The sequence below is a fragment of the Comamonas terrigena NBRC 13299 genome (assembly GCF_006740045.1).
Classification (GTDB): Bacteria; Pseudomonadota; Gammaproteobacteria; order Burkholderiales; family Burkholderiaceae_C; genus Comamonas; species Comamonas terrigena.
Genome location: NZ_AP019749.1, coordinates 999,677 through 1,025,630 on the forward strand (window position 1 = coordinate 999,677; position 25,954 = coordinate 1,025,630).

General features: G+C 58.3%; 20 protein-coding genes and 2 pseudogenes. 16 read left to right on the forward strand and 6 right to left on the reverse strand.

The window, feature by feature from the left end:
* The first annotated feature begins 57 nt into the window (after positions 1–57).
* Positions 58–2,391, forward strand: a complete 2,334-nt coding sequence (locus CT3_RS04560) for a DNA translocase FtsK (RefSeq protein ID WP_066539712.1) — start codon at positions 58–60, stop codon at positions 2,389–2,391.
* Between the two features lie 48 nt (positions 2,392–2,439).
* A complete protein-coding gene (lolA, locus tag CT3_RS04565) occupies positions 2,440–3,072 on the forward strand; it encodes an outer membrane lipoprotein periplasmic chaperone LolA (RefSeq protein WP_066539707.1) in 633 nt (210 codons plus the stop codon).
* A gap of 248 nt (positions 3,073–3,320) precedes the next feature.
* On the opposite strand, the gene brnQ is transcribed toward lolA, so the two are convergent.
* The gene (gene brnQ / locus CT3_RS04570; protein WP_066539705.1) at positions 3,321–4,640 is read right to left on the reverse strand and encodes a branched-chain amino acid transport system II carrier protein; all 1,320 of its coding nucleotides are present in this window, start codon (positions 4,638–4,640) and stop codon (positions 3,321–3,323) included.
* Between the two features lie 312 nt (positions 4,641–4,952).
* Here brnQ and CT3_RS04575 point away from each other — a divergent pair.
* The 7 genes and pseudogenes from CT3_RS04575 to CT3_RS04605 all read left to right on the forward strand — a co-directional run.
* Positions 4,953–5,369: pseudogene (locus CT3_RS04575) on the forward strand (AAA family ATPase); the annotation flags it as partial.
* A gap of 81 nt (positions 5,370–5,450) precedes the next feature.
* On the forward strand, positions 5,451–6,755 hold the full coding sequence (locus CT3_RS04580) for a replication-associated recombination protein A (protein WP_066539702.1): 1,305 nt from the start codon (positions 5,451–5,453) through the stop codon (positions 6,753–6,755).
* Between the two features lie 20 nt (positions 6,756–6,775).
* Positions 6,776–8,686 carry a DNA methyltransferase gene (locus CT3_RS04585; protein WP_083520556.1) on the forward strand — a complete coding sequence of 637 codons (1,911 nt, stop codon included), beginning with the start codon at positions 6,776–6,778 and terminating at the stop codon, positions 8,684–8,686.
* A gap of 7 nt (positions 8,687–8,693) precedes the next feature.
* Complete coding sequence (locus tag CT3_RS04590) at positions 8,694–11,309, forward strand: DEAD/DEAH box helicase family protein (RefSeq protein WP_083520555.1); 2,616 nt, start codon at positions 8,694–8,696, stop codon at positions 11,307–11,309.
* 50 nt (positions 11,310–11,359) lie between these two features.
* Positions 11,360–12,148, forward strand: coding sequence for an abortive infection family protein (locus CT3_RS04595; protein ID WP_172591860.1), 789 nt, complete (start codon positions 11,360–11,362; stop codon positions 12,146–12,148).
* A 483-nt stretch (positions 12,149–12,631) separates the two neighbouring features.
* A complete protein-coding gene (locus CT3_RS04600; protein WP_127446181.1) occupies positions 12,632–12,898 on the forward strand; it encodes a hypothetical protein in 267 nt (88 codons plus the stop codon).
* A 90-nt stretch (positions 12,899–12,988) separates the two neighbouring features.
* Positions 12,989–13,555, forward strand: a complete 567-nt coding sequence (locus CT3_RS04605; RefSeq protein ID WP_172591861.1) for a spore coat protein U domain-containing protein — start codon at positions 12,989–12,991, stop codon at positions 13,553–13,555.
* 29 nt (positions 13,556–13,584) lie between these two features.
* Here CT3_RS04605 and CT3_RS04610 read toward each other — a convergent pair whose 3' ends face one another.
* Positions 13,585–14,517, reverse strand: coding sequence for an IS5 family transposase (locus CT3_RS04610; protein ID WP_066539697.1), 933 nt, complete (start codon positions 14,515–14,517; stop codon positions 13,585–13,587).
* 130 nt (positions 14,518–14,647) lie between these two features.
* Between CT3_RS04610 and CT3_RS04615 the strand changes: the two are divergent.
* Positions 14,648–15,676 (forward strand): annotated as a pseudogene (locus tag CT3_RS04615) (replication-associated recombination protein A); the annotation flags it as partial.
* A 129-nt stretch (positions 15,677–15,805) separates the two neighbouring features.
* Here the strand turns inward: CT3_RS04615 and CT3_RS04620 are convergent.
* Entirely contained in the window at positions 15,806–16,057 is a 252-nt protein-coding gene (locus CT3_RS04620) for a hypothetical protein (protein ID WP_127446182.1), read from the reverse strand.
* On the opposite strand from CT3_RS04620, the gene CT3_RS04625 reads away from it, so the two are divergent.
* From CT3_RS04625 to CT3_RS04650, 6 genes are all read left to right on the forward strand, one after another.
* Positions 16,058–16,987, forward strand: coding sequence for a branched-chain amino acid ABC transporter permease (locus tag CT3_RS04625; protein ID WP_066539696.1), 930 nt, complete (start codon positions 16,058–16,060; stop codon positions 16,985–16,987). It begins immediately after the preceding gene.
* Between the two features lie 15 nt (positions 16,988–17,002).
* On the forward strand, positions 17,003–18,082 hold the full coding sequence (locus CT3_RS04630; RefSeq protein WP_066539694.1) for an ABC transporter permease subunit: 1,080 nt from the start codon (positions 17,003–17,005) through the stop codon (positions 18,080–18,082).
* Positions 18,083–18,105: 23 nt separating this feature from the next.
* Positions 18,106–18,906: an ABC transporter ATP-binding protein gene (locus tag CT3_RS04635; RefSeq protein ID WP_066539692.1), complete on the forward strand. Its 801-nt coding sequence runs from the start codon at positions 18,106–18,108 to the stop codon at positions 18,904–18,906.
* A gap of 2 nt (positions 18,907–18,908) precedes the next feature.
* On the forward strand, positions 18,909–19,649 hold the full coding sequence (locus tag CT3_RS04640; RefSeq protein ID WP_066539690.1) for an ABC transporter ATP-binding protein: 741 nt from the start codon (positions 18,909–18,911) through the stop codon (positions 19,647–19,649).
* 644 nt (positions 19,650–20,293) lie between these two features.
* Entirely contained in the window at positions 20,294–20,941 is a 648-nt protein-coding gene (locus CT3_RS04645; RefSeq protein ID WP_066539688.1) for a DUF47 domain-containing protein, read from the forward strand.
* Positions 20,942–20,961: 20 nt separating this feature from the next.
* Complete coding sequence (locus CT3_RS04650; protein WP_066539686.1) at positions 20,962–21,972, forward strand: inorganic phosphate transporter; 1,011 nt, start codon at positions 20,962–20,964, stop codon at positions 21,970–21,972.
* 122 nt (positions 21,973–22,094) lie between these two features.
* On the opposite strand, the gene CT3_RS04655 is transcribed toward CT3_RS04650, so the two are convergent.
* The 3 genes from CT3_RS04655 to CT3_RS04665 all read right to left on the reverse strand — a co-directional run bounded on the left by CT3_RS04655 (position 22,095) and on the right by CT3_RS04665 (position 25,950).
* Entirely contained in the window at positions 22,095–22,310 is a 216-nt protein-coding gene (locus CT3_RS04655; RefSeq protein ID WP_066539684.1) for a hypothetical protein, read from the reverse strand.
* Positions 22,307–23,467, reverse strand: a complete 1,161-nt coding sequence (locus CT3_RS04660) for a PepSY-associated TM helix domain-containing protein (RefSeq protein ID WP_066539682.1) — start codon at positions 23,465–23,467, stop codon at positions 22,307–22,309. The genes CT3_RS04655 and CT3_RS04660 overlap by 4 nt, the downstream gene beginning before the upstream one ends.
* 86 nt (positions 23,468–23,553) lie before the next feature.
* On the reverse strand, positions 23,554–25,950 hold the full coding sequence (locus CT3_RS04665) for a TonB-dependent receptor (RefSeq protein ID WP_066539681.1): 2,397 nt from the start codon (positions 25,948–25,950) through the stop codon (positions 23,554–23,556).
* Positions 25,951–25,954: the final 4 nt, after the last annotated feature.

Genomic DNA, 25,954 nt, shown 5'->3' on the forward strand with positions numbered 1-25,954 from the left:
CGGCGACCGGAACCCTGGGGGAGCCCGGAGCGCTGCGGTAAGCTACCCGCCTTGCGTATGACTTATTCACTGAATGCCTTGAACACCGCGTCTGCAAAAGTCCCGCCGAAAGCGGGCATTGTTCGTTTCGGACACGAGGTGTGCCTGGTGGTGGCGTTGCTGGCGCTGATCTTCTGGCTGCTGGCACTGTGCACCTACTCTCCCCAAGATGCGGCCTGGTCCACCAGCGGCCTGGCCAACGGCGTGGTCGTGCGCAACTGGGCGGGGCGTTTCGGGGCCTGGCTGGCCGATACCTCGTACTTCGGTTTTGGCTATTCGGTCTGGTGGGCGGTGCTGGCGGCGGTGTTCGCCTGGGGCCGTTCGCTGCGCCGCTGGATGCGTGGCGAAACGCTGGAAGGCCATGCCTGGCGCGACAACCTGACGTTCTGGGGCGGGCTGCTGCTGTTGCTGGCGGCCAGCACGGCGCTGGAATGGTCGCGCCTGTACCGGCTGGAAACCCATCTGCCCGGCCATGCCGGTGGCGTGATGGGTTATCTGCTGGGCAAGGCCGGTGTGGGCTGGTTCGGCTTCACCGGCTCCGGGCTGCTGGGCATCATGCTGATGATTCTGGGTCTGGGTCTGGTGTTCCATTTTTCCTGGGGCACGGTGGCAGAGACCCTGGGCGCGCGCATCGACACCCTGGTGCGCATCGGCCAGCAGCACCGCGAAAAGGTCAAGGACGTGGCGGTCGGCCGCAAGGCCGCACAGGAGCGCCGGGACGTGCTGGACGACGTGCACCTCGGCGCCGAAGAGGCCTACCAGCCCAAGCCGGTGCAGATCAATACCCCGGCACCACCGCCGGTGGTGCCCAGCGAGCGGGTCATCAAGGAGCGCCAGAAGCCCTTGTTCGAGGACAAGGAGATGGCCGACAGCGTCTTGCCGCAGGTGGACCTGCTGGACGCCGCGCCGGCCAAGCAGGAAACCGTGTCCGCCGACACGCTGGAGATGACCAGCCGCCTGATCGAGAAGAAGCTCAAGGACTTCGGCGTGGAAGTGCATGTGGTGCAGGCAACGCCCGGCCCGGTGGTCACGCGCTACGAGATCGAACCCGCCACCGGGGTGAAGGGTTCGCAGGTGGTGAATCTGGCTAAGGATCTGGCGCGCTCGCTGTCGCTGGTGTCGGTGCGGGTGATCGAGACCATTCCAGGCAAGAACTACATGGCGCTGGAGCTGCCCAATGCGCGGCGCCAGTCGATCCGGCTGTCGGAAGTGCTGGGCTCGCAGGTCTACCACGACGCCAAGAGCCTGCTGACCATGGGCCTGGGCAAGGATATCGAAGGCAAGCCTGTGGTGGCCGACCTGGCCAAGATGCCCCATGTGCTGGTGGCCGGTACCACCGGCTCGGGCAAATCGGTGGGTATCAACGCCATGATCCTGTCTCTGGTCTACAAGGCCGAGGCCAAGGACGTGCGCCTGTTGATGATCGACCCCAAGATGCTGGAAATGTCGGTCTACGAAGGCATTCCCCACCTGCTGTGCCCGGTGGTGACCGACATGAAGATGGCGGCCAACGGCCTGAACTGGTGCGTGGCCGAGATGGAGCGCCGCTACAAGCTGATGTCCAAGCTGGGGGTGCGCAATCTGGCGGGCTACAACACCAAGATCGATGATGCCAAGAGCAAGGGCGAGATCATTGGCAACCCGTTCAGCCTGACGCCGGAGTCGCCCGAGCCCTTGCAGCGCCTGCCGCACATCGTCATCGTGATCGACGAGCTGGCCGACCTGATGATGGTGGTGGGCAAGAAGATCGAAGAGCTGATCGCCCGCCTGGCGCAAAAGGCGCGTGCCGCTGGTATTCACCTGATTTTGGCCACCCAGCGCCCCAGCGTGGACGTGATCACCGGCCTGATCAAGGCCAATATTCCGACGCGTATCGCTTTCCAGGTCTCCAGCAAGATCGACAGCCGTACCGTGCTGGACCAGATGGGCGCCGAGTCGCTGCTGGGCATGGGCGACATGCTCTACATGGCCAGCGGTACCGGTCTGCCCATCCGCGTGCACGGTGCGTTCGTGTCGGACGATGAAGTGCACCGCGTGGTCTCCTACCTGAAGGAGCAGGGCGAGCCCGACTACATCGACGGTGTGCTGGAGTCTGCGCTGTCCGATGAAGGCGGCGGGGGCGACGGAGAAGGAGGCGGCGATGGCGAGCAGGATCCCATGTACGACCAGGCCGTCGAAATTGTGCTGAAAGACCGCAAGGCCAGCATTTCCTATGTGCAGCGCAAGCTGCGCATCGGCTACAACCGGTCGGCCAACCTGCTGGAGCAGATGGAGCGGGCCGGTCTGGTCAGCTCCCTCACATCCAGCGGCCAGCGTGAAGTGCTGGTGCCGGCTGGCCGTGGGGACGAATGAGGGCGGCTGCCGTTGGCCGCCCCTGAGATTGCGACAAGGAGTTCGCGCATGCGAAAGATGATTTCCGCCCTGGCACTGTCGGTGCTGCCACTGTGGGCCCTGGCCGATGGCATGGGCAGCCTGGAATCCTTCATGAAGGAATCCCAGGCGGGCAAGGCCCAGTTCACCCAGACGGTCACCTCCCCGGGACGGGACGGCCAGCCCGGCCGTACCAAGACCAGCAGTGGCGAGTTCCAGTTCCAGCGCCCGGGCAGGTTCAGCTTCCACTACACCAAGCCGTTCGAGCAGGTCATCGTGGCCGATGGCAAGACGCTGTGGATGCTGGACAAGGACCTGAACCAGGTCACGCAGCGCCCGCAAAGCCAGGCGCTGGCCAGCACGCCGGCGGCCATCCTGGCCTCGGCCACCGACCTGAATGGTCTGCGCAAGGACTTCAACCTGGGCAACGCCCCCGATGCCGACGGCATGGAATGGGTGCAGGCCGAGCCGCGCTCCAGCGACAACCAGCTGCGCCAGGTGCGCGTGGGCTTTGCCGGCGGCAAGCTGGCGGCACTGGACATTGTGGACAGCTTTGGCCAGCGTTCGCTGATCCGCTTCAGCCAGTTGCAGCTGCTGCCTTCGCTGCCGGCATCTACATTCCACTTCACCCCGCCGGCCGGGGCGGACGTGCTCAAGCAGTGACGGTGTTCCAACGCCGGCGTGTGCCGGGGTGGTTCGTGCCGCGCGAACGCCGCGTCTGAAATTTCGGTGTGAGCGCACGCTTTTGATTTGTGGTGCTGCGGACGACGATCATGTCGGATGGCGTGCTGCATGCAAGGTTGCCATGCCGTCCACCGCAGCCATGCAGGCATGGCTGAAAGAGACTCCCAACAAAAAGGGCGCACCCCGCAAGAGGTGCGCCCTTTGGCGTGGTGCGGCGGAAAAGCCGCTCAGGCCTGTGCTGGGTGGCTGCGGGCGGGCAGCAGATGGTCGGCGGTGGCGGCCAGCAGCAGCATGGCCAGCACCGGGGTCAGCCAGGCCATGCCCATGGCGGCGCCGGGCAGGGTGGTGATCCACGCAGGCAGCTCCATCAGGCCCACGGCCTTGGCACCGTCCAGCAGGCCCAGCAGCAGGGCCACGGCCATCACCGGGGCGTAGACGCGGCGGGCATGCTTCCAGCAGCCCGACAGCAGGCTCAGCGCCACCAGGGCGATCGCCACCGGGTAGACGGTCACCAGCACCGGCACGGCCACGGCGATCAGTTGCTCCAGGCCCTGGTTGGCCACCACGGCGCTGAACACGCACAGCGCAATCACCACCGTGCGGTAGGAAAACGGCAGCAACTGGCTGAAATAACTGCCGCAGGCGCTGACCAGGCCCACGCCGGTGGTCAGGCAGGCCAGCAGAATCACCACGGCCAGCAGCACCATGCCCGCGGCGCCAAAGGTGTGCTGCACGTAGGTGGTGAGGATCTGCACGCCGGTGGAGGCGCTTTGCACCAGGCCGCCGCTGGTGGCGCCCAGGTAGATCAGCGACACATAGACCAGGCCCAGGCCGGTGGCGGCGATGACGGCGGCAATGATGGTGTAGCGGGTGTGCAGGCGGGTGTCGGCGATGCCGCTGTCCTTGATGGCGTTGACGATGACGATGCCGAACACCAGTGCGGCCAGTGCGTCCATGGTCTGGTAGCCCTGCACAAAGCCCTGGCCCAGGGCCAGGCTGCTGCTCTGGTAATCGGGCAGGCTGGCCGACAGCGTGCCGGCGGGCAGCAAGAAGGCCGCGCCCCCCAGCACCACCAGGGCGAGGATCAGCACCGGGGTGATCAGCTTGCCGATGGTGTCCACCAGCTTGCCGGGGAACAGGGCCAGCAGCAGGGTCAGGCCAAAGTACAGCACGGTGTAGGCCCCCAGCGCCAGCGGGCTGTTGCCCACGAAGGGCGCCACGCCCAGCTCGAACGACACGGTGGCCGTGCGCGGCGTGGCAAACAGCGGGCCGATGGTCAGGTACACGGCGGCGCCCAGCAGCACGCCGGCCACCTTGCCGATGGGGGCGGTGATGGTCTGCAGGCCGCCGCCCACGCGGGCCAGCGCCACCACGGTGACCAGCGGCAAGCCCACGCCGGTGAGTAGAAAGCCCACGGCGGCGCTCCACAGGTGTTCACCTGCGGCCAGACCGACGATGGGGGGGAAGATGATGTTGCCTGCGCCCAGAAACAGCGCAAACGTCATGAAGCCGAGGGCCATCAGGTCCCGCGTCTTGAGTGTTGTCATACCAAAAGCCCTGCACCCCGCAGCGCAAGCGCGCCCGGGGATGCGTTGAAAACATTACAAACCAAACGAAAGCGGGGATTCGGTAGAGTGCATTGACACTGGCCGGCGGTAGGCCGGTCGCAGGCTGCACGTTGCCAGACACTGGGTGGCAGCAGGCGGCAACCGAATCGGGTAGGGCAGGGGCCGTTAAGCTTGTGGCTGACGGGCCAGAAGGCGCTGCTGTTCCATTCACGTGAGGGGTGGCCTCGCAAATGGAGAGCATGTGTCCGCTGAAACCCTATTTTGCCTGATGTGAACTTCTGATATATGGCTATGCCCCGTAACCCTGCCACAACCACTGATTTGTTTGGCGCCCCTGCGGTCGGTGCCGCCGGTGGCGCAGCGGCCCTGCCCGCCCACCAGCCGCTGGCCGAGCGCCTGCGCCCGCATACGCTGGGCGAGGTGGTGGGGCAGCAGCAGGTGCTGGGCGAAGGCATGCCGCTGCGGCTGGCGTTTGAATCCGGCCGGCCGCACAGCTGCATCCTGTGGGGTCCCCCGGGGGTGGGCAAGACCACCATCGCCCGGCTGATGGCCGATGCGTTCGATGCCCAGTTCATCTTCATCAGCGCGGTGCTGGGCGGGGTCGAGGACATCCGCGAGGCCGTGGAAAAAGCCCAGATGGCGTGGGACAGCCTGCTGCAGCAGCGCACCATCGTGTTCGTGGACGAGGTGCATCGCTTCAATAAAGCTGTCAAGTTATATATAAATCAACGACTTAAAAGAGCTATTGTGCAGATTTTTGGGCTTCCCTTTTTTCAGAGGTGGTGAAGCATGGCTGATCTGTTCGCACAAGAGCCTGTTGCACCACTGGCTGAGGCACTTCGTCCCAAGACCTTGGATGAGGTGATTGGGCAGTCTCACCTGCTGGTTGAAGGTAAGCCGTTGAGACTGGCTTTCCAGTCTGGGAAACCTCACTCCATGATCTTCTGGGGGCCGCCGGGTGTTGGTAAAACCACCTTGGCACGGCTCACAGCTACAGCCTTCAAGTGTGAGTTCATCGCCTTGTCTGCGGTGTTCTCTGGTGTGAAAGACATTCGTGCTGCTATGGAGCAAGCACAACAGAATCTTTCAATGGGCAAACACACAATATTGTTCGTTGATGAGATTCACAGGTTCAATAAGTCCCAACAAGATGCCCTTCTTCCCTATGCAGAAAGTGGCTTGGTGACGTTCATTGGAGCGACTACAGAGAACCCTTCTTTTGAGGTCAACTCGGCGCTGCTATCACGGGCGCAGGTCTATGTTCTCAAGTCGCTCACTGACGAAGAACTGCGGCTGCTCTTGAAGCGTGCTCAAGACATTGCCCTTGGTCATCTGGTGTTTGACGACTTGGCGACGGACACCATCATTGGGTATGCAGACGGCGACGCAAGAAGGTTCTTGAACCTGCTGGAACAGGCCAGCACGGCAGCGAAAGCTTCAGGTATCACGCAGATCACGGCTGACTTCTTGCAGAACGCTTTGACCTTGAACAGTCGGCGTTTTGACAAGGGCGGGGACAACTTCTACGACCAGATTTCTGCCTTGCATAAGTCGGTGCGCGGATCTCATCCAGACGCAGCACTCTACTGGCTCACACGCATGTTGGACGGTGGTGCAGACGCGAGGTATCTGGCACGGCGCATTGTTCGCATGGCGTGGGAAGACATTGGCTTGGCTGATCCAAGGGCCATGCAGATAGCCAACGACGCTGCCTTGACCTATGAGCGTCTGGGAAGCCCTGAAGGGGAGTTGGCCTTGGGCCAGGCTGTGATCTATCTGGCGGTAGCTGCCAAAAGCAATGCTGGGTACAACGCCTATAACCAGGCCAAGGCGTTCGTGAAGCAGGACAAGAGCCGTGAGGTGCCTGTTCACTTGAGAAATGCCCCAACAAAGCTCATGAAGGAACTCGGTTACGGTCATGAATACCGATATGCTCATGACGAACCTAACGCCTATGCTGCTGGTGAGACTTACCTTCCTGAAGGCATAGAAGAACCTGGCTGGTATCAGCCGGTTCCCAGAGGGTTGGAAATCAAGATTGGTGAGAAATTGGCTTTCCTGAAGAAGCTCGATGATGAAGCAGGAAAGAATTGAGAATTAGACAGAAAAGATAAATGCAAAATCTACTTCAAGAACTTACAGGTTTACTCTCTTTGGATGATCGTTTGGTTTCCGAAGGTCGGCTAATGAAAAATAAAGTGGTTGAGCTTGCCTTGAATCTTGACCCCTTGTTAATTCGCCATCTTCTGAAGAGCGAGTCTATGAAGAGCCATTTCTTCTCCGATGTGGATGGAATTTTTGTTTTCGACAAAATAAAGTTTCAAAAATTCGTTAGTAACAAGAAATTTCTACCTGATAGCTTCACCTCCTACAAAAACAAGATTGGCTTGACTAGTGAAAGTGAATATCTGACGGACTCACAAGAGGTTGTTCTATCTTGGCCGTATAAGGACTGCGTTCTTGAAGGTGGCCAGGACAGGGAAGACTCTGTCAGAACGGAAATTTTTTGGAATGAAACACTAGCACCAGATCAAATTGATCGACTTTTATCTCCTAAGGCATTGGCGAATTTTAGGTATCTTGGGAAAAAATATGGTGAATATGTTGAGGAAGTAAGTGCCGAGAGTCACCTTCTCATCAAAGGAAATAATTTACTTTCTTTGCATACTCTTGTTAAAAATTATGAAGGCAAAGTGAGGCTTATTTACATTGATCCTCCTTACAACACCAATAACGATAGTTTTCAATACAACGATAGCTTCTCTCACTCAACTTGGCTGACTTTCATGAGGTCAAGGCTTGAGGTTGCAAAAAAGCTGCTTGCACCTAATGGTGTAATTGCTATGTCTATTGACCAAAATGAAGCCTTCTATTTGAAGGTTCTGGGAGATGAGGTATTCGGTCGAGCAAACTTCATCTCGGCAGTAACGGTTCAGAACAATCCAAAGGGGCGTGTTATGGATCGTCACTTTGCGACTTCACACGAGTATATTTTGTTCTACTCCAAGGCAAGGCTCGCTGAGGAGCTATCGGTTCGTAAAACTGCTGAACAGTTGAAGAAGGACTATACCGAACAGGATGAGGATGGTTCTTTTCGGACACTTGAACTTCGGAATACTCATCGTGAGTTCGGTAAACACAATCGTGAAAATCTTTTCTACCCAATCTATGTAAATCCAGCCGATAGCACGGTATCTTTGGAGAAATCTAAGGAATACCATATTAAGGTTGAACCAATATGGGATGATGGTTTTGAGGGATGTTGGACTTGGGGAACAACTAAAGTTGAGCTAGAAGGTGACTTACTCCTTGGTCGGCAAGTAAAAGGGCAATGGAAAATTTATCGTAAGAGTTATGCAACCAGTGATGATGGGGAGGCTGTTTCAAGGAAGCTTAAAACCATCTGGCTTGCTAAAGAATTTCATACCGAAAAGGGACAAAAGGCTGTAGATCAACTGGTAGGTAAAGGTAGATTTAGAAGCCCTAAACCTGTTGAAATGATTAAAACGATTGTTGACCTTGCGACAAAGCAGGACAGCAATGACATTGTCATGGATTTTTTTGCAGGAAGTGGAACTACCGGGCAGGCCGTTCTTGAGCTAAATGCTGCCGATTCTGGAAACCGAGTCTGCATTTTGTGTGAACAGTTAGATTACATTGAAACTACGACTAGCACGAGACTTCAGAAAGTGGCAGAGCCTTTGGGGCAGAGCATTATTTATTGTGAGCTTGCAGTAGCCAACCAAGCCTTCGTTGATGCCATTGAAGCGGCAGCAACAATTGAAGACCTTGCCAAAATCTGGGCAGATATGCAGGAGAAGGCTTTCTTGTCCTATCGTGTAAATCCCAGGGCTATTGATGAATCCAGGGATGAATTTGCCAACCTGAGCCTAGCTGATCAGAAGAGATTTCTTGTGGAAGTCTTGGACAAGAACATGCTCTATGTTCCTGCCTCTGAGATTGATGATCAGGCATATGCCATCCCGGAAGCGGACAAGGCAGTAAACAAAAAATTCTTCGGTTGAGGACGATATGGCAGAGGTAAAAACTCTCTTCCAAGTTCTCATAGAAGAACTTGGAAAACGAACAATTGAAGGAACGAAGTTGCCAGAGTCCATTACTGGCAACCTGAATCCTCAATTCCCAATGCGTCCTTATCAAGAGCGAGCCTTTAAGTTCTTTTTGAACTACTGGCAAGAAGCTTTTGATGGCAAACCTCGTCAAAATCACCAGCTATTGTTCCACATGGCAACCGGTAGCGGTAAGACTCTGATGATGGCTGGCCTCATCTCGTATCTCTATGAGAGGGGCTATCGTAACTTCCTGTTCTTCGTCAATAACAGCAACATCATTGAGAAGACCAGGGACAACTTCCTTAATGCCACCTCAAAGAAATACTTGTTCTCCGACACTATCAGCTTCGGAGATAAGCGAGTGGCCATCAAAGAAGTGGAAAACTTCCAAGGTGCGAACGGTGACGATATAAACATCGTCTTCTCAACCATTCAGGGCTTGCATATGGCTTTGAATGCGCCACGAGAAAATAGTCTCACCTATGACGATTTTGAGGATCAGAAGATTGTTCTGATTTCAGATGAAGCCCACCATATCAATGCTGATACGAAGAAGGGCAAGGAAGTAGATCAGGAAGAGCTATTTGAGATAGTTTCGTGGGAAGGAACGGTTGAACGGATCTTCCGTGCCAATCCTTCCAATGTGCTGCTTGAATTTACTGCCACAGTGGATTTCAGCGATGAGAACCTGAATGCTAAGTATCAGCCTAAGCTCATCTTTGACTATCCATTGAAGGACTTCCGCAAGGATGGCTACTCCAAGGAGGTCAAGGTTCTTCAAGCGGACTTGTCACCCATTGACAGAGCCCTTCAAGCTATTTTGCTAAGTCAGTATCGTCGTAAGATTTTTGAGAAGAATAGGCAGCACATCAAGCCTGTGATCCTCTTCAAATCAAAGACCATCAAAGATAGCCAAGCCTTCCTGGAAGAGTTCAAGGAAGCGGTGAAGAGGCTCAAAGCTGAATCCCTTGAGGCGATCAAGAATCGTAGCAGTGAGCCGGTGGTTCTCAAAATTTTCGACTATCTTGCAGCTAACAGGATCAGCCTTGAGAATTTGATTGCAGAACTGAAGGAAGACTTCTCAGAGGAAAAGCTTATCTCGGTCAATAGCAAAGAAGACTCTGAGGTAAAGCAGCTTGCGGTGAACTCGTTGGAAACCAACGAGTATCGGGCCGTCTTTGCAGTGGATAAATTGAATGAAGGTTGGGATGTTCTCAACCTCTTTGACATTGTTCGCCTGTATGACACACGAGATAGCAAAGGAGGGAAGATCGGTAAGACCACCATGAGCGAAGCCCAATTGATTGGGCGTGGTGCTCGTTACTGCCCCTTCCAGCTAACCGGCGATCAACCATTGTTTGGTCGTAAGTATGATTCAGATTTGGACAACGAACTTCGCATCTGTGAAGAGTTGTTCTATCACAGTGCCTACAATCCAAAATACATTCAAGAGCTAAATACTGCTCTGCAAGAGATTGGTCTGAAGCCGAAAGAAACGAGAGAGCGGAAGGTTCATCTCAAGAAGTCCTTCAAGGATACCCCCTTGTATAAGGCAGGGCACATCTTCTTGAATGGACGAGATAAATACAACCGAGAAGACATTGATGGTCTGGATAGCAGCATCATCAATCAGACTCACAAGGTTTCTCTTCGCACTGGCTACACCAAGAGCTTCGTAGCCTTTGAGGCTCCAGATAGAGACAAGGGTGCTGACAAGTCCAGCATGGACTATTCCTTGAAGGACTTTGGTGCGGCTATCGTTCGCAAGGCGATTCAGCGGATAGAGTTCTATGAGTTTTCTAACCTGAAGGTGCATTTGCCCAAGCTGACTTCAGTTCAGGAGTTCATTACCTCTGAAAAATACCTTGGCAGGGTCAAGGTAGAAGTCTCTGGGTTGCCTGAGCAAATCAAGAATCTCACCCCTGATGAGAAGCTTGATGCGACAATTCAGGCGCTGACGGCTATTGCTGAAGTGATTGCTTCGGACAAGATTGAATACAAGGGCAGCAAGAAGTTTGTGCCTCGTATGGTGCGGGATGTGTTCAGTGACAAGACCCTGAACTTCATGGTGGATGACGGTGGTGACAAGGAGTTTGGCCGGTCAATGAATGACCCGGCAGAGACTGCTTACCATCTTGATCTCAGCACCAGAGCTTGGTTTGCCTTTGATGATTGCTTTGGGACTTCTGAAGAAAAGCTTCTTATCAAGTATATTGATAAGCGGTATGCGGAACTGTCCAAAGTGTATTCAGAGGCTTATCTGATTCGGAACGAAAAGCACTTCAAGCTCTATGCATTTGAAGATGGAAGACCTCTTGAGCCAGATTTTGTTCTCTATCTGATTGGCAAGGAGAAGACAGATACGATGCACTATCAGGTCTTCATTGAGCCTAAAGGTGGTCATCTGTTGAAGGCAGATGAATGGAAAGAGAAATTCCTTGTGGGTATCAAGGAAAATTTCCAGATCGAGCAACTCTTCTCGAACAAGAAGCACGTAGCATGGGGCCTGCCGTTCTACAACAGCACAGAGAGAATGCCAGAGTTTGAAGCAGCATTTGACAGTCTTGTGTCCTGAATTTTTATGAAAAGGCTCCCATGTGGAGCTTTTTTATTGAGTCACGAAAAATGAAAATATCTGACTACTCTGTTCAAAAGATTGGGGAGTTCATTGCTGGTGATCCAGAGGGCTGGCCCTATCGTCGGGGCGTTGATCTTGTTGATTTTTTCAACAAACAAGGTTTTAGAGATGTTTACGATGAAGGGTTTCCTACTAGGCGAGTTTTTGCCCAAGAGAAGGTTGCAGCTTTAAATGGCAAGCCGAAGCTGAAAGATGTATTCAGAGAAATGCTTGACCCACGTTTGTGGATTGAGATAAACGGGCACACCGTTGAAGCTTGTGCGACTCAAATCAATGAGATCCTGCGGTATGACGGCTATGAAATGGTCAGGGATGGAAACTTCTACAAATTAAGAGAACTTGCTGGTGCGGTCATTGAAGAGCAGATTCAGAAGTGCAAGGAAAAAATAGAAGGTGGTGATTACTCTGGAGCCATCACCAATGCCAGAAGTCTGGTTGAGGCAGTTTGCGTTAAGATTGAAGCTGACCTAGATACAAATGCTCAAGGTAATGATGGTGATTTAGTGAAGCTCTTCAATAGAGTCAGAAAACTGCTAAACCTAGATCCCAGTAGGCAAGACATTTCAGACTCGCTCAAGCAAGTCCTGGCAGGTTTGTCCAACATCATAAATGGGCTTGCAGCAATGAGAAACAAAATGTCTGATGCTCATGGGGTGGCCTACAAACCAAGTAGACATCATGCAAAGCTGGCCGTGAACTCAGCTAAGACTCTGGCTGACTTTTTGTTTGATACGATGAACTATCAGATAGAAAAGGGCGGCTTGAAGAAAAAATAGCACTTTCATGTGGTGCTGCTTAAGACAGTGAAATTCATATGAATTAAACTACTGACAAACCAATCAAACGGTTCGTGTTTGGACTGCACGAAAACGAAACAGGTCTAGAGGTCATTGCTGTAGTCTTCAATGATGAAGCAATGAGAAGATTCCTCTGACTGTTGAGAGTCTTACTTGGGCTGCTGGACTGGTGAGGACTCAAGGTGTGAAGGTCAATAGCCTGAATCGTTTAAACATGGCACATCAGATGATTTGGGATGTGCTTCTTCAATCCAAGGAAAGCCAGCAGTTTCTTGGTAAGTTGGTTTATCAGGCCAAACGAGAAGTTCAGCATAAGAACCAATAAGCACCTACGGGTGTTTTTTCATGGGCCTGCTACCATTGACTTCTACTATCAATTTTGTATGTTGTTCTTAGAAAGAAGAATGACATATGAAGTGGATGGGAAAGATTTTGAGCATATTTAACTGCTGGAGAAAAGTTGTGACCCTTCCAATTAAAGATGGCTGCTTGGACGAAGATAAAATATCTACAATCTATGTTGTGGTAGATGAAAATGACGAACCGCTGTATGTGGTAGCTTTGACATCTAGTGGACCTATCATTGAAGCAGCATCGCCTAAATTTCTTGAGTTGTTAAAGACGTATAGGAAAGAAATTATCTACTACTCGCTTCTTGATTTTGTTCTTTACTTCCACCATGCAACAGCTTTAGAGCATTTGAAGCGTAAAATAAGATACAGCATTTGAGATTCCAAGAAAGCACTTTCGGGTGCTTTTTTTATTGATCGTTGACTTCCTTTTTCGATTTCTTATGATTTGATGAAAAGGGAAGGCATCATGAAAACAAAAATTATTGCAGCACTATTGGCTTTAACTGCTGCTCAAGAAATTGCTGGCACAGCCATAGTGGGAAATAAAGCCTCCGCAACCTTGGCCTCTAGTTGCCAAATTACGGCCCAAAGTGTCAATTTTGGTCAAATCATTCTTACATCTGCTGGGAGTCCAAAAAGTGCCACTTCCAATATGACGATGTATTGCACAAAAGGGGCTCAATATACAGTCATGCTTAATTATGGGTATGTGACTAGCACCATGTTGAATAAGGCTGTAGTGGGTGATTATTATAATTTTGTAAATGGAGTCAATGTCGCTTGGGCCGGTTGGTTAAATCCATCCAATCCACCTTCTGGTTATGTCTATGACCCAACAGGAAAGACTACCAATTTTTACCTTGTTTCTGACTATGGAACTATGCAAGGAGCAACAAAGGGGGATGACATCAGCCACAAGATTACTGTTCCAAACAACGAAAGTTCTTATTGGAGTGGCAATGCTTCTGGCCATACTTATGTAGATTCTGGAACAGGAGCCATCCAGAAGGCGCTGTTGCATAACTCATCCTGAGACAGAGTCCCCCCTTACCCCAGGCGCAGTTATGCCACGCGCACAGTCTCAGGCGTTCCCAGGCGGGTAAACTTGTTGAGGATGGATGCACGAACCTGCAGCTCCGTGACCTGCCGATCGAAGTCTCGTGTCATCACCCGCTCGCCCAGCTGCTTGAAGCAACCCATCTTGGTCTCCACCAGGCTGCGGCGGTGGTAACCGCTCCATTTCTTCCAGATCGTGCGCCCGAGCTTGCGCGTCGTTCTCAGGATCTCGTTGCGTGCCTGTAATCCCGCTCTGGCATCGGTCCACGGCTTCGCATTGCGGCTAGTCGGGATGATCGCTGCGGCTTGCCGCCCGGCGATGGCCTCGTGGCAAGCTTTGGTGTCATAGGCGCCATCTGCACTCACCGAGCACATGGGCTCGTCAGGTGGTATCTGGGCGAGTAATTCCGGCAGCATGGGCGCATAGCCAATGGCGTTGTCCGTGATTTCGATGGCACGGATCTCCAAAGTCTGCGCGTCAATGCCCAGATCAACCTTGCGCCACTGGCGCCGGTAGTCGGCGCCGTGCTTCTTGGTCTTCCACTCACCTTCACCCAGCATCTTCACGCCGGTGCTGTCGATCAGTAGGTGCAGGCCGGCATTGTTTAGTTGTGCGGTGATGGTCACGCTCAAGGTCTTCTGGCGCCGCCACAGGGTGCTGTAGCCGGGCACAGCCCAATCGAGCTTGGCGAGCTGCAGGAGACTTTCTGCCAAACCTGTCGTCTGGCGCAGCCCCAGACCGAACATGCACTTGAGCGTTAGGCAGAACTGGATCGCCGCGTAGCTGAATACCGCCGGCCGCCCGGTCCTGCCACTCGTTGGAGCCTGCCATTGAAGGTCTGCGTCAAGCCACACCATCAGGGAGCCTCGGCGTTTGAGGGCTGCGTTGTACTCGGTCCAGTTTGTCGTGCGGTACTTCGCCCGCGGTGGCTTGCTCATGTATGATGCCTACCAAGTTGCAGGGCCTCGCCTGTATGCCTCGGCCGACTTATGCAACAACGCCCATCAAAAGCGGTGTTTTGTGCAAAAACTTCGCCTTCATCCACGCCAACCTGTTGATCAACGTACTGTACGGGTCTTCAACAAAAGCCAGCAGGATGCCTTCCTGCCGCACGTGGAAAGCGGGCTGTTCACCTTCATCGGCGCCACCACCGAGAACCCTTCGTTCGAGGTGAACTCTGCCCTGCTGTCGCGCGCGGCCGTCTATGTGCTGCAGAGTCTGACGGCCGAGGATTTGCAGCGCATCGTGGCCAAGGCGCAGGCACTGGGCGCCGTGCCGCCGATCGAGGAAGATGCGCTGGAGCGCCTGATTGCCTATGCCGACGGCGATGCGCGGCGCCTGCTGAACACGCTGGAGACGCTGTCCATCACGGCCGAGCAGGCGAAGGTGGAGGTGATCACCGATGTCTGGCTGCTGCAGGTGCTGGGCGAGCGCATGCGCCGCTACGACAAGGGGGGCGAGCAGTTCTACGACACCATCAGTGCGCTGCACAAGTCAGCGCGCGGCTCCGACCCGGATGCGGCCCTGTACTGGCTGGTGCGCATGCTCGACGGCGGCGCAGACCCGCGCTACATGGCGCGGCGGCTGATCCGCATGGCCTGGGAAGACATCGGCCTGGCCGATCCGCGCGCCATGCAGATCACCAACGAGGCGGCACAGACCTATGAGCGGCTGGGCAGCCCCGAAGGTGAGCTGGCGCTGGCCCAGGCTGTGCTCTATCTGGCCGTGGCCCCCAAGAGCAATGCCGGCTACAACGCCTACAACCAGATGCGCGCGTTGGTGAAGAGCGACAGCACCCGCCCGGTGCCCATGCACCTGCGCAATGCCCCGACCCGGATGATGAAGGACATGGACTGGGGCAAGGGCTACCGCTACGCCCATGACGAGGAGGGCGCGTTTGCCGCCGGCGAGCGCTACTTTCCCGATGGCATGGACGAGCAGCGCCTGTACCAGCCCGTGCCGCGCGGCCTGGAAATCAAGATCGGCGACAAGCTGGCCCAGCTGCGCGCGCTGAATGCGGCGGCCCGAGAGGCGGCAGAGCCCGGCGTGGACCCGCAACCGTCTGCGCCAGGCGACACAGGGTCCGTCCCAGGCTGACAGGCGGCTGAAGACTTGGTGCCTGCGGGTTGTCCCTGAGCCCGCGTGTGGTGCGCAGGTGTGCACGCTGCTGGTGCGTCGTTTATTGATGCGTGGCAGGCATTAATTGCTGCGAAGCAACAAACACTTTCATTGCATGCTGTGCATGGATGGGCGGCCTTGCACGCCTGCTGTCCCGGCACGGCGGTGCACCGCAATGGCAAGGGTAACCCCCATTTTGGGGAGCTGACCAAGTCCATAACGTGCTGCCATTGCTTTTTCCGGCAGCCCGCCCGAAATCTTTCTGGCGGGTTTTTTGCTACTGGAAAAAGGCGTGCGCGGGGCTGGGTGGACCAACGGGTGGTTTGTCTGGAAACCTGCCACCTTGAAGGGAAGCGACATATGGATATCTTGCTGCAGCAGATCATCAATGGTCTGGTCCTCGGCAGCATGTACGCCTTGATAGCCCTGGGCTACACCATGGTGTACGGCATCATTCAGCTCATCAACTTTGCCCACGGCGAAGTGCTGATGGTGGGCGCGTTGACGAGTTGGAGTTGTATCGGCCTGATGCAGGAGGCCATGCCCGGCGCACCGGGCTGGGTGATCCTGCTGCTGGCCACGGTCATCGCCTGCGTGGTGGCGGCCTGCCTGAACTTTTGTATCGAAAAGATCGCTTACCGCCCGCTGCGCAACAGCCCGCGTCTGGCGCCACTGATCACCGCCATCGGCGTGTCCATCCTGCTGCAGGCTCTGGCCATGATCATCTGGAAGCCCAATCCCAAGGCCTACCCGGTGTTGCTGTCGCCCGATCCCTATGAGATCGCCGGTGCCGTGATCACGCCCACGCAGATACTGATCCTTGCCGTGACGGCCGTGTCCCTGGCCACGCTGGTCTACCTGGTCAACTACACCCGCCTGGGCCGCGCCATGCGCGCCACGGCCGAGAATCCGCGCGTCGCGGCCCTGATGGGCGTGCGCCCGGACATGGTGATTTCCGCCACCTTCATCATCGGTGCCGTGCTGGCGGCCATCGCCGGCATCATGTGGGCCTCCAACTACGGCACGGTGCAGCACACCATGGGCTTCCTGCCCGGTCTGAAGGCCTTCACGGCGGCGGTGTTCGGCGGCATCGGCAACCTGGCCGGCGCCGTGATCGGCGGCATCCTGCTGGGCCTGATCGAATCCATCGGCTCGGGCTACATCGGCCAGCTCACCGGCGGTGTGCTGGGCAGCCACTACACCGACATTTTTGCGTTCATCGTGCTGATCATCATTCTGACCCTGCGCCCTTCGGGCCTGATGGGTGAGCGTGTGGCGGACCGCGCATAAGAGAGGGAACGCAACATGCAATCCAAGAAAACCGTGCAATGGGCGCTGTGGGGCATTGTGCTGCTGGTGCTGCCCCTGGTGCTGCAGTACTTCGGCAACGCCTGGGTGCGTATCGCCGACCTGGCGCTGCTGTATGTGATGCTGGCCCTGGGGCTGAACATCGTCGTGGGCTATGCCGGCCTGCTGGACCTGGGCTATGTGGCGTTCTACGCCGTGGGCGCCTATATGTTCGGCCTGATGGCGTCGCCCCATCTGTCCGAGACCTTCGGCTGGTTCCAGTCCATGTTCCCGGACGGGCTGCACTCCAGCATCTGGCTGGTGATTCCGCTGGCAGCGCTGCTGGCGGCCTGTACCGGGGTGCTGCTGGGGATTCCGGTGCTGAAGCTGCGCGGCGACTACCTGGCCATCGTGACGCTGGGTTTCGGTGAAATCATCCGCATCTTCATGAACAACCTGGACCATCCGGTGAACATCACCAACGGTCCCAAGGGCCTGAGCCAGATCGACTCGATCCAGGTGTTCGGTGTCGACCTGGCCAAGCGCCAGGAGATTTTCGGTTTCGACATCAGCTCGGTGACCATGTACTACTACCTGTTCCTGGTGCTGGTGCTGATCACGGTGGTGATCTGCTATCGCCTGCAGGATTCGCGCATCGGCCGCGCCTGGATGGCGATCCGCGAAGACGAGATCGCTGCCAAAGCCATGGGCATCAATGTGCGCAACATGAAGCTGCTGGCCTTTGGCATGGGCGCCACCTTCGGCGGCGTCTCGGGCGCCATGTTTGCCGGCTTCCAGGGCTTTGTGTCGCCGGAATCCTTCAGCCTGATGGAGTCCGTGATGATTGTGGCCATGGTGGTGCTGGGTGGTCTGGGCCATATCCCCGGCGTGATCCTGGGCGCCGTGCTGCTGGCTTCGCTGCCGGAGGTGCTGCGCTATGTGGCAGGCCCGCTGCAGGAGTTGACCGGCGGCCGCCTGGACGCCGCCATCCTGCGCCAGTTGCTGATCGCACTGGCCATGATCGTCGTGATGCTGTTGCGTCCGCGCGGCCTGTGGCCGACCCCGGAACACGGCAAGAGCCTGGCGCAAAAGGGATGAGCGCCATGCAAGGAGTTGAAGCAATGACAGCCACCACGGCCCCCGCCGCTGCCGACGCCGATGTGGTGTTGAAGGTCGCGGGCATTTCCAAGCGATTCGGCGGCCTGCAGGCCTTGAGCGATGTCGGCGTGACCATCCGCCGCGGTCAGGTCTACGGACTGATCGGCCCCAACGGGGCCGGCAAGACCACGTTCTTCAATGTGATCACCGGTCTGTACACGCCGGACAGCGGCAGCTTTTCGCTGGCGGGTGACCCGTACGAGCCCACGGCCGTGCACAAGGTGGCCAAGGCCGGCATCGCCCGCACCTTCCAGAACATCCGTCTGTTTGCCGAAATGACGGCCCTGGAGAACGTGATGGTGGGGCGGCATGTGCGCACCCATTCCGGTCTGATCGGCGCCGTGCTGCGCACCCCCGGCTTCAAGGCCGAGGAAGCCGCCATCCGCCAGCGTGCCCAGGAGCTGCTGGAGTACGTGGGCATTGCCAAGTACGCCGACTTCAAGGCGCGCACGCTGTCGTACGGCGACCAGCGGCGCCTGGAAATCGCCCGCGCACTGGCCACCGACCCACAGCTGATTGCACTGGACGAGCCGGCTGCCGGCATGAATGCCACCGAGAAGGTGCAGCTGCGCGAGCTGATCGACCGCATCCGCAAGGACAACCGCACCATCTTGCTGATTGAGCACGATGTGAAGCTGGTGATGGGCCTGTGCGACCGCGTGACGGTGCTGGACTACGGCAAGCAGATTGCCGAAGGCACGCCGGCCGAAGTGCAGAAGAACGACAAAGTGATCGAGGCCTATCTGGGCACCGGAGGGCATTGAGCATGGCAGAGCAAGCAACACAGCGCACCGGGGAGGTGCTGCTGCAGGTCAAGGGCCTGAAGGTGTCCTACGGGGGGATCCAGGCCGTCAAGGGTGTGGACTTCGAGGTGCGGCAGGGCGAGCTGGTCTCGCTGATCGGCTCCAACGGTGCCGGCAAGACCACCACCATGAAGGCCATCACCCGCACGCTGAATGCCAATGGCGGCGAGATCAGCTACCTGGGCAGGAGCGTGCAGGGGCGCGGTGCCTGGGATCTGGTCAAGGAAGGCCTGATCATGGTGCCCGAAGGGCGTGGCGTGTTCGCCCGCATGACCATCACGGAAAACCTGCTGATGGGGGCGTATACCAAGAACGACAAGGCGCAGATCGCGGCCGACATCGAGCGCATGTTCGTGCTGTTCCCGCGCCTGAAGGAACGCCGCGACCAGCTGGCCGGCACCATGTCCGGCGGCGAGCAGCAGATGCTGGCCATGGCGCGCGCGTTGATGGGCCACCCCAAGCTGCTGCTGCTGGACGAGCCATCCATGGGCCTGTCCCCCATCATGGTGGACAAGATCTTCGAGGTGGTGGCCGATGTGCACGCCCAGGGCATGACCATCGTGCTGGTGGAGCAGAACGCCAGCCGTGCGCTGGCACTGGCCAACCGTGGCTATGTGATGGAGTCCGGCAACATCACCATGGAAGGCGAGGGCAAGACCCTGCTGGACGACCCGCGCGTGCGCGCTGCCTACCTGGGCGAGTAAGCACCCAGCCCCTGCTGCCGGCCGGAGTGGCAGCAGCGGGGTGGGGTGGCCCTGGCAAGGGCATGAAACCGGTTGGTAACTGGCACCCTGCAGCCCTCTGTGCGGGGAAATGCACTGCAGTGCTGATGGTGCATAAGACAATTGCTATTAAAAACATAGCTATACATGCATATCCATATTTGTTTTTGATATAAAAACATCGTCATATCCATGTCATAAAAGAATAAATAGCTCCTTTATTAGGAGTGAATGTGGCGGATGGCCGCACGGCGAGGCCTTTGTCGCTGCGGCGCAACATTTTGCGCAGATTTATTTTCTGCCGCCCGCGCTGGCGCCCGCCCCTCTGAAAACACGGCCTGCCAACGGAAGTGAGTCGTCCCTACGCAGGAGGGGGTGATGCCCTACTGCCTGCGAACCCCAGGCGGTTTGGGTAAAAATTGCCGCCTATCGACAGTACCGACATGTGCACGTCACACGAAAAACGTACTGCGATGGCCTGCCGGCGCCCATGGAAAAGGGCACCGCAGGCTGACGGCACAGAAGGCCGGCAGCCAGGCCCGATTACCCGGCGGTTACACTTCGCCGAAATTTCGCGCCAGCTGCCATCCGGGTGACTGGCATCTGTCAGTCATGAGGAGCCATTGATGCTGTTTGGCAAGCTTTTGCCGCGCGAGGGCAATTTTTTCGAAATGTTCAACCAGCATGCGGAGCGCATTGTGGAGGCCGGACGTGCCTTTTCCCAGCTGGTCGCCAACTATGGCGATGAACACCTGCGCGACAAGTACAACCAGGACGTGGACAACGCCGAGCGCGCTGCCGATCGCGTGACGCACGAGGTCAACAAGACCCTGCACCAGACCTTCATCACCCCCATCGATCGCGAGCACATCCACACGCTGATCAACACGATGGACGATGTGGCCGACCTGCTGCAGGACTGTGCCGAATCGATGGCGCTGTACGACGTGCGCCACATGACGGCCGAAATCCACCGCCTGACGGACCTGAGCGTGAAGTGCTGCGAACGCGTGCGCGACGCCGTCAAGCTGCTGGACCGCATCGCCGACCAGAGCACGGCCGAAGCCGCACTCAAGACCTGCGAAGAGATCGACCGCCTGGAAGGCGATGCCGACCGCGTGCTGCGCGCCGCCATGAGCAAGCTGTTCCGTGAAGAGCCCGATGTGCGTGAAGTGATCAAGCTCAAGGCCATCTACGAGTTGCTGGAAACCGTCACCGACAAGTGCGAAGACGTGGCCAACATCATTGAGGGCATCGTCCTCGAGAACTCCTAAGCACGCAGGAGCTCTCCACCATGGAAACCGTACAAGCCGCCCTGTGGGTGGTGATTCTGCTGGTGGCGATGGCGCTGGTGTTCGACTTCATGAACGGGTTTCATGATGCGGCGAACTCGATTGCGACCGTTGTCTCCACCGGCGTGCTCAAACCCACGCAGGCCGTGGTGTTTGCCGCCTTCTTCAACTTTGTCGCCATCTTTGTCTTCCACCTGAGCGTGGCGGCCACGGTGGGCAAGGGTATTGTCCAGCCGGACATTGTCGACACCCATGTGGTGTTCGGTGCGCTGGCCGGGGCCATTGTCTGGAACGTCATCACCTGGTACTACGGCATTCCGTCCAGCTCGTCGCACGCGCTGATCGGCGGCATCGTGGGTGCCGCCATTGCCAAGGCCGGCTCCAGCGTGCTGATCGCCGGCGGCATCCTGAAGATCGTGGCCTTCATCTTCATCTCGCCGCTGCTGGGCTTTCTGTTCGGCTCGCTGATGATGGTGGCGGTCGCCTGGATCTGCCGCCGCACCCGTCCCAACAAGGTGGACAAGTGGTTCCGCCGTCTGCAGCTGGTGTCGGCCGGTGCCTATTCGCTGGGCCACGGCGGCAACGATGCGCAAAAGACCATCGGCATCATCTGGCTGCTGCTGATCGCCACCGGCTACTCCACGGCAGGCGAAGCTTCGCCGCCGCTGTGGACGATCATCAGCTGCTACCTGGCCATCGGCCTGGGCACGATGTTTGGTGGCTGGCGCATTGTGAAGACCATGGGCCAGAAGATCACCAAGCTCAAGCCCGTGGGCGGTTTCTGTGCCGAAACCGGCGGTGCGATGACGCTGTTCTTCGCCACCTTCCTGGGCGTTCCTGTGTCCACCACCCACACCATCACCGGCGCCATCGTCGGCGTGGGCTCCACCCAGCGCATGAGCGCGGTGCGCTGGGGCGTGGCCGGCAACATCGTCTGGGCCTGGATTCTGACCATCCCGGCCAGCGCCTTCGTGGCCGCCATCGCCTACTGGGTCAGCCTGCAGTTGTACTGATAAAGCCGCAGCGGATAGCTGCAGCTGCGTATGAAAAAAAAAGGACTTCCGGGCAGCAATGCCTGGAAGTCCTTTTTTTGTTTCTCTTTTTCTCTTTTCTCTTTTTCTATGCGCAAGGGCCGCTATTTGGGATCGGTGCGGCGTGGTGTCTGGCGGCGCAGCCAGCCGAACCACAAGCCGACCAGCACCGGGATGCCCAGGCACAGTGCGGCCAGGTGGTCACCCCAGCCATCATCGCTGAACAGGGCCGCGACGAGGCCTATCGCGGTCAGCAGCCCCAGAGCGATGGGCCAGGCCCAGAGAAAGACAAAGTGGCGGTACTTGAGAGGTTGCGTCATGCGGCACTTTCTGCGCTGTCCGGGGTCGCGGTGGATGCTGCGGGAGCCGTGTTCCTGGGCGCTGTCTTGCGCTTGCGCAGCCACAGGTACAGGCCACTGCCCAGCACGATGATGGAGGCGATGTCCAGCAGCGCCCACAGAATCTGCATAGGCCGCCCGCCGTAGTCGCCAAAGTGCAGAGGCTGGGACAGCAGCAGGGTCTTCACATACCAGGGCATGGACGGGGCGGCGGTCACCTCGGCGGTGCGGGCATCGACCAGCACCGGCCACAGCAGCTTGGAGGTCAGGGGCTCGTTGCCCTTGAGAAAGAAGGTGTAGTGGTGGGGGCTGGAGTGGCTGGTGCCGGGGAAGGCCACAAAGAACAGCCGGCTGTCCGGCACCTGGCGCTGGGCCGCTTCCAGCGCGGGTTGCAACTGGGCTCGCTGCGCGGCGGGCACCAGGGGCTGGCCCTGGTAGGGCTGCAGGATGCTGGTGAGCTGGTCGTGCTGCCAGTATTTGATGACCAGGTCCGCCCAGGTGTTGATGACGCCGGTGGCGCCCACCACCAGCAGCCACACCAGGGTGACGATGCCCAGCAGGTTGTGCAGGTCCAGCCATTTCACATGCGTCTGGCGCTCGCGGCGCACGCTGCCGAACTGCAGCTTGCGCATGAAGGGGGCGTACAGCACGGTGCCGCTGACGATGGCCACCAGCAGCAGCAAGCCCATGAAGCCCAGGAACAGCTTGCCGGCCAGGCCTGCGAACAGGTCCACATGCAGCTTGAACATGATCCACATGAAGCCCTGGTCAAAGCGGGGCTCGGCCAGCAGCGCGGCGGTGCGGGCATCGACCACCACGCTGCGAAAGTCCGTGGTGGGCTCGGGCGTGGGTGTCATGGTGACAAACCACAGGTTGTAGTCGTCCTCACCGGGGGAGGCGAACTGCACCACCCGGTCGGGGTACTGGGCGCGGGCCACGGCCAGCACGTCGTCCAGGTTGGCGCGTGGGGTATCGGCTGGCATGGCCGGGGCTTCGACCTCGGTACCCAGCAGGTGGCCGATCTCGTGGTGGAAGATCAGGGGCAGGCCGGTCAGGCACAGCAGCAGCATGAAGACGGTGCAGACCAGGCTGCTCCATTTGTGCACCCAGGCCCAGGTCTTGATGGTTGTGTTTTGCATGGCAGCTCAAGAAAAGAAGGAGCGCGAAGGCCCTGCGCGGCCGGTGGGGGCGGCAGCGCAGGGCCAGAGAGAGCCTCTGACGGGTGTCAGAAGTCGATGGCCGCAGACAGCGTGAAGGTGCGCGGCGCGCTGACCATGGCGTAGGAGTAGCTCGAGGACACGGTGGTGGTCAGCCAGTAGCGGCGGTTGGCCAGGTTCTCGATGTTGGCGCGCAGCACCACCGGCTTGCCGGCCACCTGCATGGCGTAGCGGGCGCCGAAGTCCAGGCGCGTCCAGCCGGGCACGCGCAAGGTGTTGGCGTTGTCCAGGTGGACGGACGAGACATACAGCGCGCGCCCGTTCAGGCTCAGGCCCTGCACGCCCGGCACATCCCAGTCTGCGGCCACGCTCACCGTGCGGCGCGCCACATTCGGGGCGTTGTTGCCTTGCACGCTGAGGTCTTCGATGCGGGTGAGCTTGGCCTGGGTGAAGGCCAAGCTGGCCATCAGGCGCATACCACGCTGCAGCTCGCCATAGGTGGACAGCTCCAGGCCGCGGTTGCGTTGCTCGCCCGCGTAGCTGTAGACATTGCTGACCGGGTCGGTATAGCCGCTGGGCTTTTTGATCTGGAACACGGCAGCCTGCGTGACCATATTGCCCCAGTCCACCTTGACGCCGGCCTCCAGCTGCTTGGATTTGAAAGGTGACATGGTCTGGAAGGCATTGCTCACGCCCACCGGTGCTGTGCCCCCATCGGTCAGACCGGCGGTGTAGTTGACGTACAGCGCCAGGTGCTCCACGGGTTTGATGACGATGCCCGCCAGCGGCGAGTTCGCCGAGGTCTGCGTCTGGCTGTAGGGGGTGTGGGTCTTGATGCGCTGGTGGCGCAGACCGAAGGTCAGCAGCAGGCGGTCGTCCAGCATGGCCAGCGAATCGGTCAGTGCCAGGCCCTGCTGGCGCAGGTTGCTGTCCTTGACGGGCTTGCCGTGGCTGCCATCGACGATGGGCAAGGGTTCGTAGATCGTGGAGCTGGTGGAAGGCAGAGTGCCGTCGTAGTAGTAACCGCTGTCACGGTCCAGCCAGTTGGCGACCAGGGCGACACGGTGGTCGACGGCGCCGGTGCGGAAACTGGTCTTCACCCCCAGGTCGGCGGTGGTGGTTTCCCGGGCATCGTCGTAGATGGAGTTGCCCACCAGCATGCGGCCGCTGGAATCCAGAAGGTTGCCCGACGGGAAATTCTGGTTCACGCGAAAGTGGTTGTAGCCCACGCCGGCCATCAGGGTCAGGCGGTCGGTCAGGTCATACTCCAGCCGGCTGGTCACCATCTTGTTGGTGGAGTCGACGGACGTGCCGGGGTAGAAGTTCAGGCGGCCGTCGGGAGGGGCGGGCAGCCGCGTGTCGCTGTAGCCGCCGGGGCCGAAGAGCACCATGGCCTGGGGGCGAAATTCCCGGGTGTCGTCGTGCAGGGCTAGGGCATCCAGCGACCAGCGCAGGCGGCTGGAGCGGTAGTCCAGCCCCAGCGAGCCCATGCCCATCTTCTGGCGGCCACCGTCGATATTGCCTTCGCCGCCGCGCAGCACGCCGTTCACGCGAATGCCCCAGGCCTTGTCCTCGCCATAGCGGCGACCCACGTCCAGGTGGGTGCTCAACTGGGCCTGGCTGGTGTAGGTGGTGGTCAGCCGGGTCAGGGGGGTATCGCCGGCGCGCTTGGTCACCAGGTTGATGCTGCCGCCAATGCTGCCGTCGGGCCCTACGCCGCGTGCCAATGCGCCCGGGCCCTTGAGCAGCTCGACCCGTTCCACCATTTCTACGGGGATGGTGGTGGTGGCGGCCAGGCCGCCGAAGTTGTTCACAAAGGTCTCTCCGTTCGCGACATTGAAGCCGCGGATCTGGAACGAATCCCCAAAGCCCCCCGAGGCCGTGAGCGAGCGCACCGAGGCGTCGTTGACCACCACATCGGCCAGCGTGCGGGCTTGCTGGTTCTCCAGCAGCTCGGATGTGAAGTTGACCACGCTGAAAGGTGTATCCATCACGTCATTCGTGCCCAGCACGCCCAGGCTGCCGCCGCGCGCGATCTGGCCGCCGGCATAGGCTTCGGGCAGTCCGTCCGCACGGCTGCGCACGGTCACATCCTGCAGCGCTGTCTCGCCGGTGGCGGCGGTGATCAGCAGCGTGTTGCCGCTGATGCGGGCGTTCAAGCCACTGCCTTGCAACAGCTGCTGCGCGGCAGCCTGGGGGCTGAGCGTGCCCTGCACACCCGCGGTCTTGCGGCCTTGCAGCAGCGCCGGAGAGGCCATCAGCTGCAATTGGGCGGTGCGGGCCAGCTGGGCCAGGGCACTGTCCAGCGCCTGTGCCGGGATCTGGAAGGCGATAGGTGCCGGGGCGGCGGTAGAGACGGGCGCCGGCTGGGCGTGGACAGGGGCGCTTGCCATGGCCACCAGGGCCGCGGCGGCCAGCAGGCGCAGCCTGGCGGGGGGATGGGGGGCGAAAGAGCGGTCGGGCATAACG

What these genes read in the sequence shown, in the direction of transcription:
- CT3_RS04560 (WP_066539712.1), top strand. Translation starts at nt 58, where the DNA reads ATGACTTATTCACTGAATGCCTTGAACACCGCGTCTGCAAAAGTCCCG.
- lolA (WP_066539707.1), top strand. Translation starts at nt 2,440, where the DNA reads ATGCGAAAGATGATTTCCGCCCTGGCACTGTCGGTGCTGCCACTGTGG.
- brnQ (WP_066539705.1), bottom strand. Translation starts at nt 4,640, where the DNA reads ATGACAACACTCAAGACGCGGGACCTGATGGCCCTCGGCTTCATGACG.
- CT3_RS04580 (WP_066539702.1), top strand. Translation starts at nt 5,451, where the DNA reads ATGGCTGATCTGTTCGCACAAGAGCCTGTTGCACCACTGGCTGAGGCA.
- CT3_RS04585 (WP_083520556.1), top strand. Translation starts at nt 6,776, where the DNA reads ATGCAAAATCTACTTCAAGAACTTACAGGTTTACTCTCTTTGGATGAT.
- CT3_RS04590 (WP_083520555.1), top strand. Translation starts at nt 8,694, where the DNA reads ATGGCAGAGGTAAAAACTCTCTTCCAAGTTCTCATAGAAGAACTTGGA.
- CT3_RS04595 (WP_172591860.1), top strand. Translation starts at nt 11,360, where the DNA reads ATGAAAATATCTGACTACTCTGTTCAAAAGATTGGGGAGTTCATTGCT.
- CT3_RS04605 (WP_172591861.1), top strand. Translation starts at nt 12,989, where the DNA reads ATGAAAACAAAAATTATTGCAGCACTATTGGCTTTAACTGCTGCTCAA.
- CT3_RS04610 (WP_066539697.1), bottom strand. Translation starts at nt 14,517, where the DNA reads ATGAGCAAGCCACCGCGGGCGAAGTACCGCACGACAAACTGGACCGAG.
- CT3_RS04620 (WP_127446182.1), bottom strand. Translation starts at nt 16,057, where the DNA reads ATGTCGCTTCCCTTCAAGGTGGCAGGTTTCCAGACAAACCACCCGTTG.
- CT3_RS04625 (WP_066539696.1), top strand. Translation starts at nt 16,058, where the DNA reads ATGGATATCTTGCTGCAGCAGATCATCAATGGTCTGGTCCTCGGCAGC.
- CT3_RS04630 (WP_066539694.1), top strand. Translation starts at nt 17,003, where the DNA reads ATGCAATCCAAGAAAACCGTGCAATGGGCGCTGTGGGGCATTGTGCTG.
- CT3_RS04635 (WP_066539692.1), top strand. Translation starts at nt 18,106, where the DNA reads ATGACAGCCACCACGGCCCCCGCCGCTGCCGACGCCGATGTGGTGTTG.
- CT3_RS04640 (WP_066539690.1), top strand. Translation starts at nt 18,909, where the DNA reads ATGGCAGAGCAAGCAACACAGCGCACCGGGGAGGTGCTGCTGCAGGTC.
- CT3_RS04645 (WP_066539688.1), top strand. Translation starts at nt 20,294, where the DNA reads ATGCTGTTTGGCAAGCTTTTGCCGCGCGAGGGCAATTTTTTCGAAATG.
- CT3_RS04650 (WP_066539686.1), top strand. Translation starts at nt 20,962, where the DNA reads ATGGAAACCGTACAAGCCGCCCTGTGGGTGGTGATTCTGCTGGTGGCG.
- CT3_RS04655 (WP_066539684.1), bottom strand. Translation starts at nt 22,310, where the DNA reads ATGACGCAACCTCTCAAGTACCGCCACTTTGTCTTTCTCTGGGCCTGG.
- CT3_RS04660 (WP_066539682.1), bottom strand. Translation starts at nt 23,467, where the DNA reads ATGCAAAACACAACCATCAAGACCTGGGCCTGGGTGCACAAATGGAGC.
- CT3_RS04665 (WP_066539681.1), bottom strand. Translation starts at nt 25,950, where the DNA reads ATGCCCGACCGCTCTTTCGCCCCCCATCCCCCCGCCAGGCTGCGCCTG.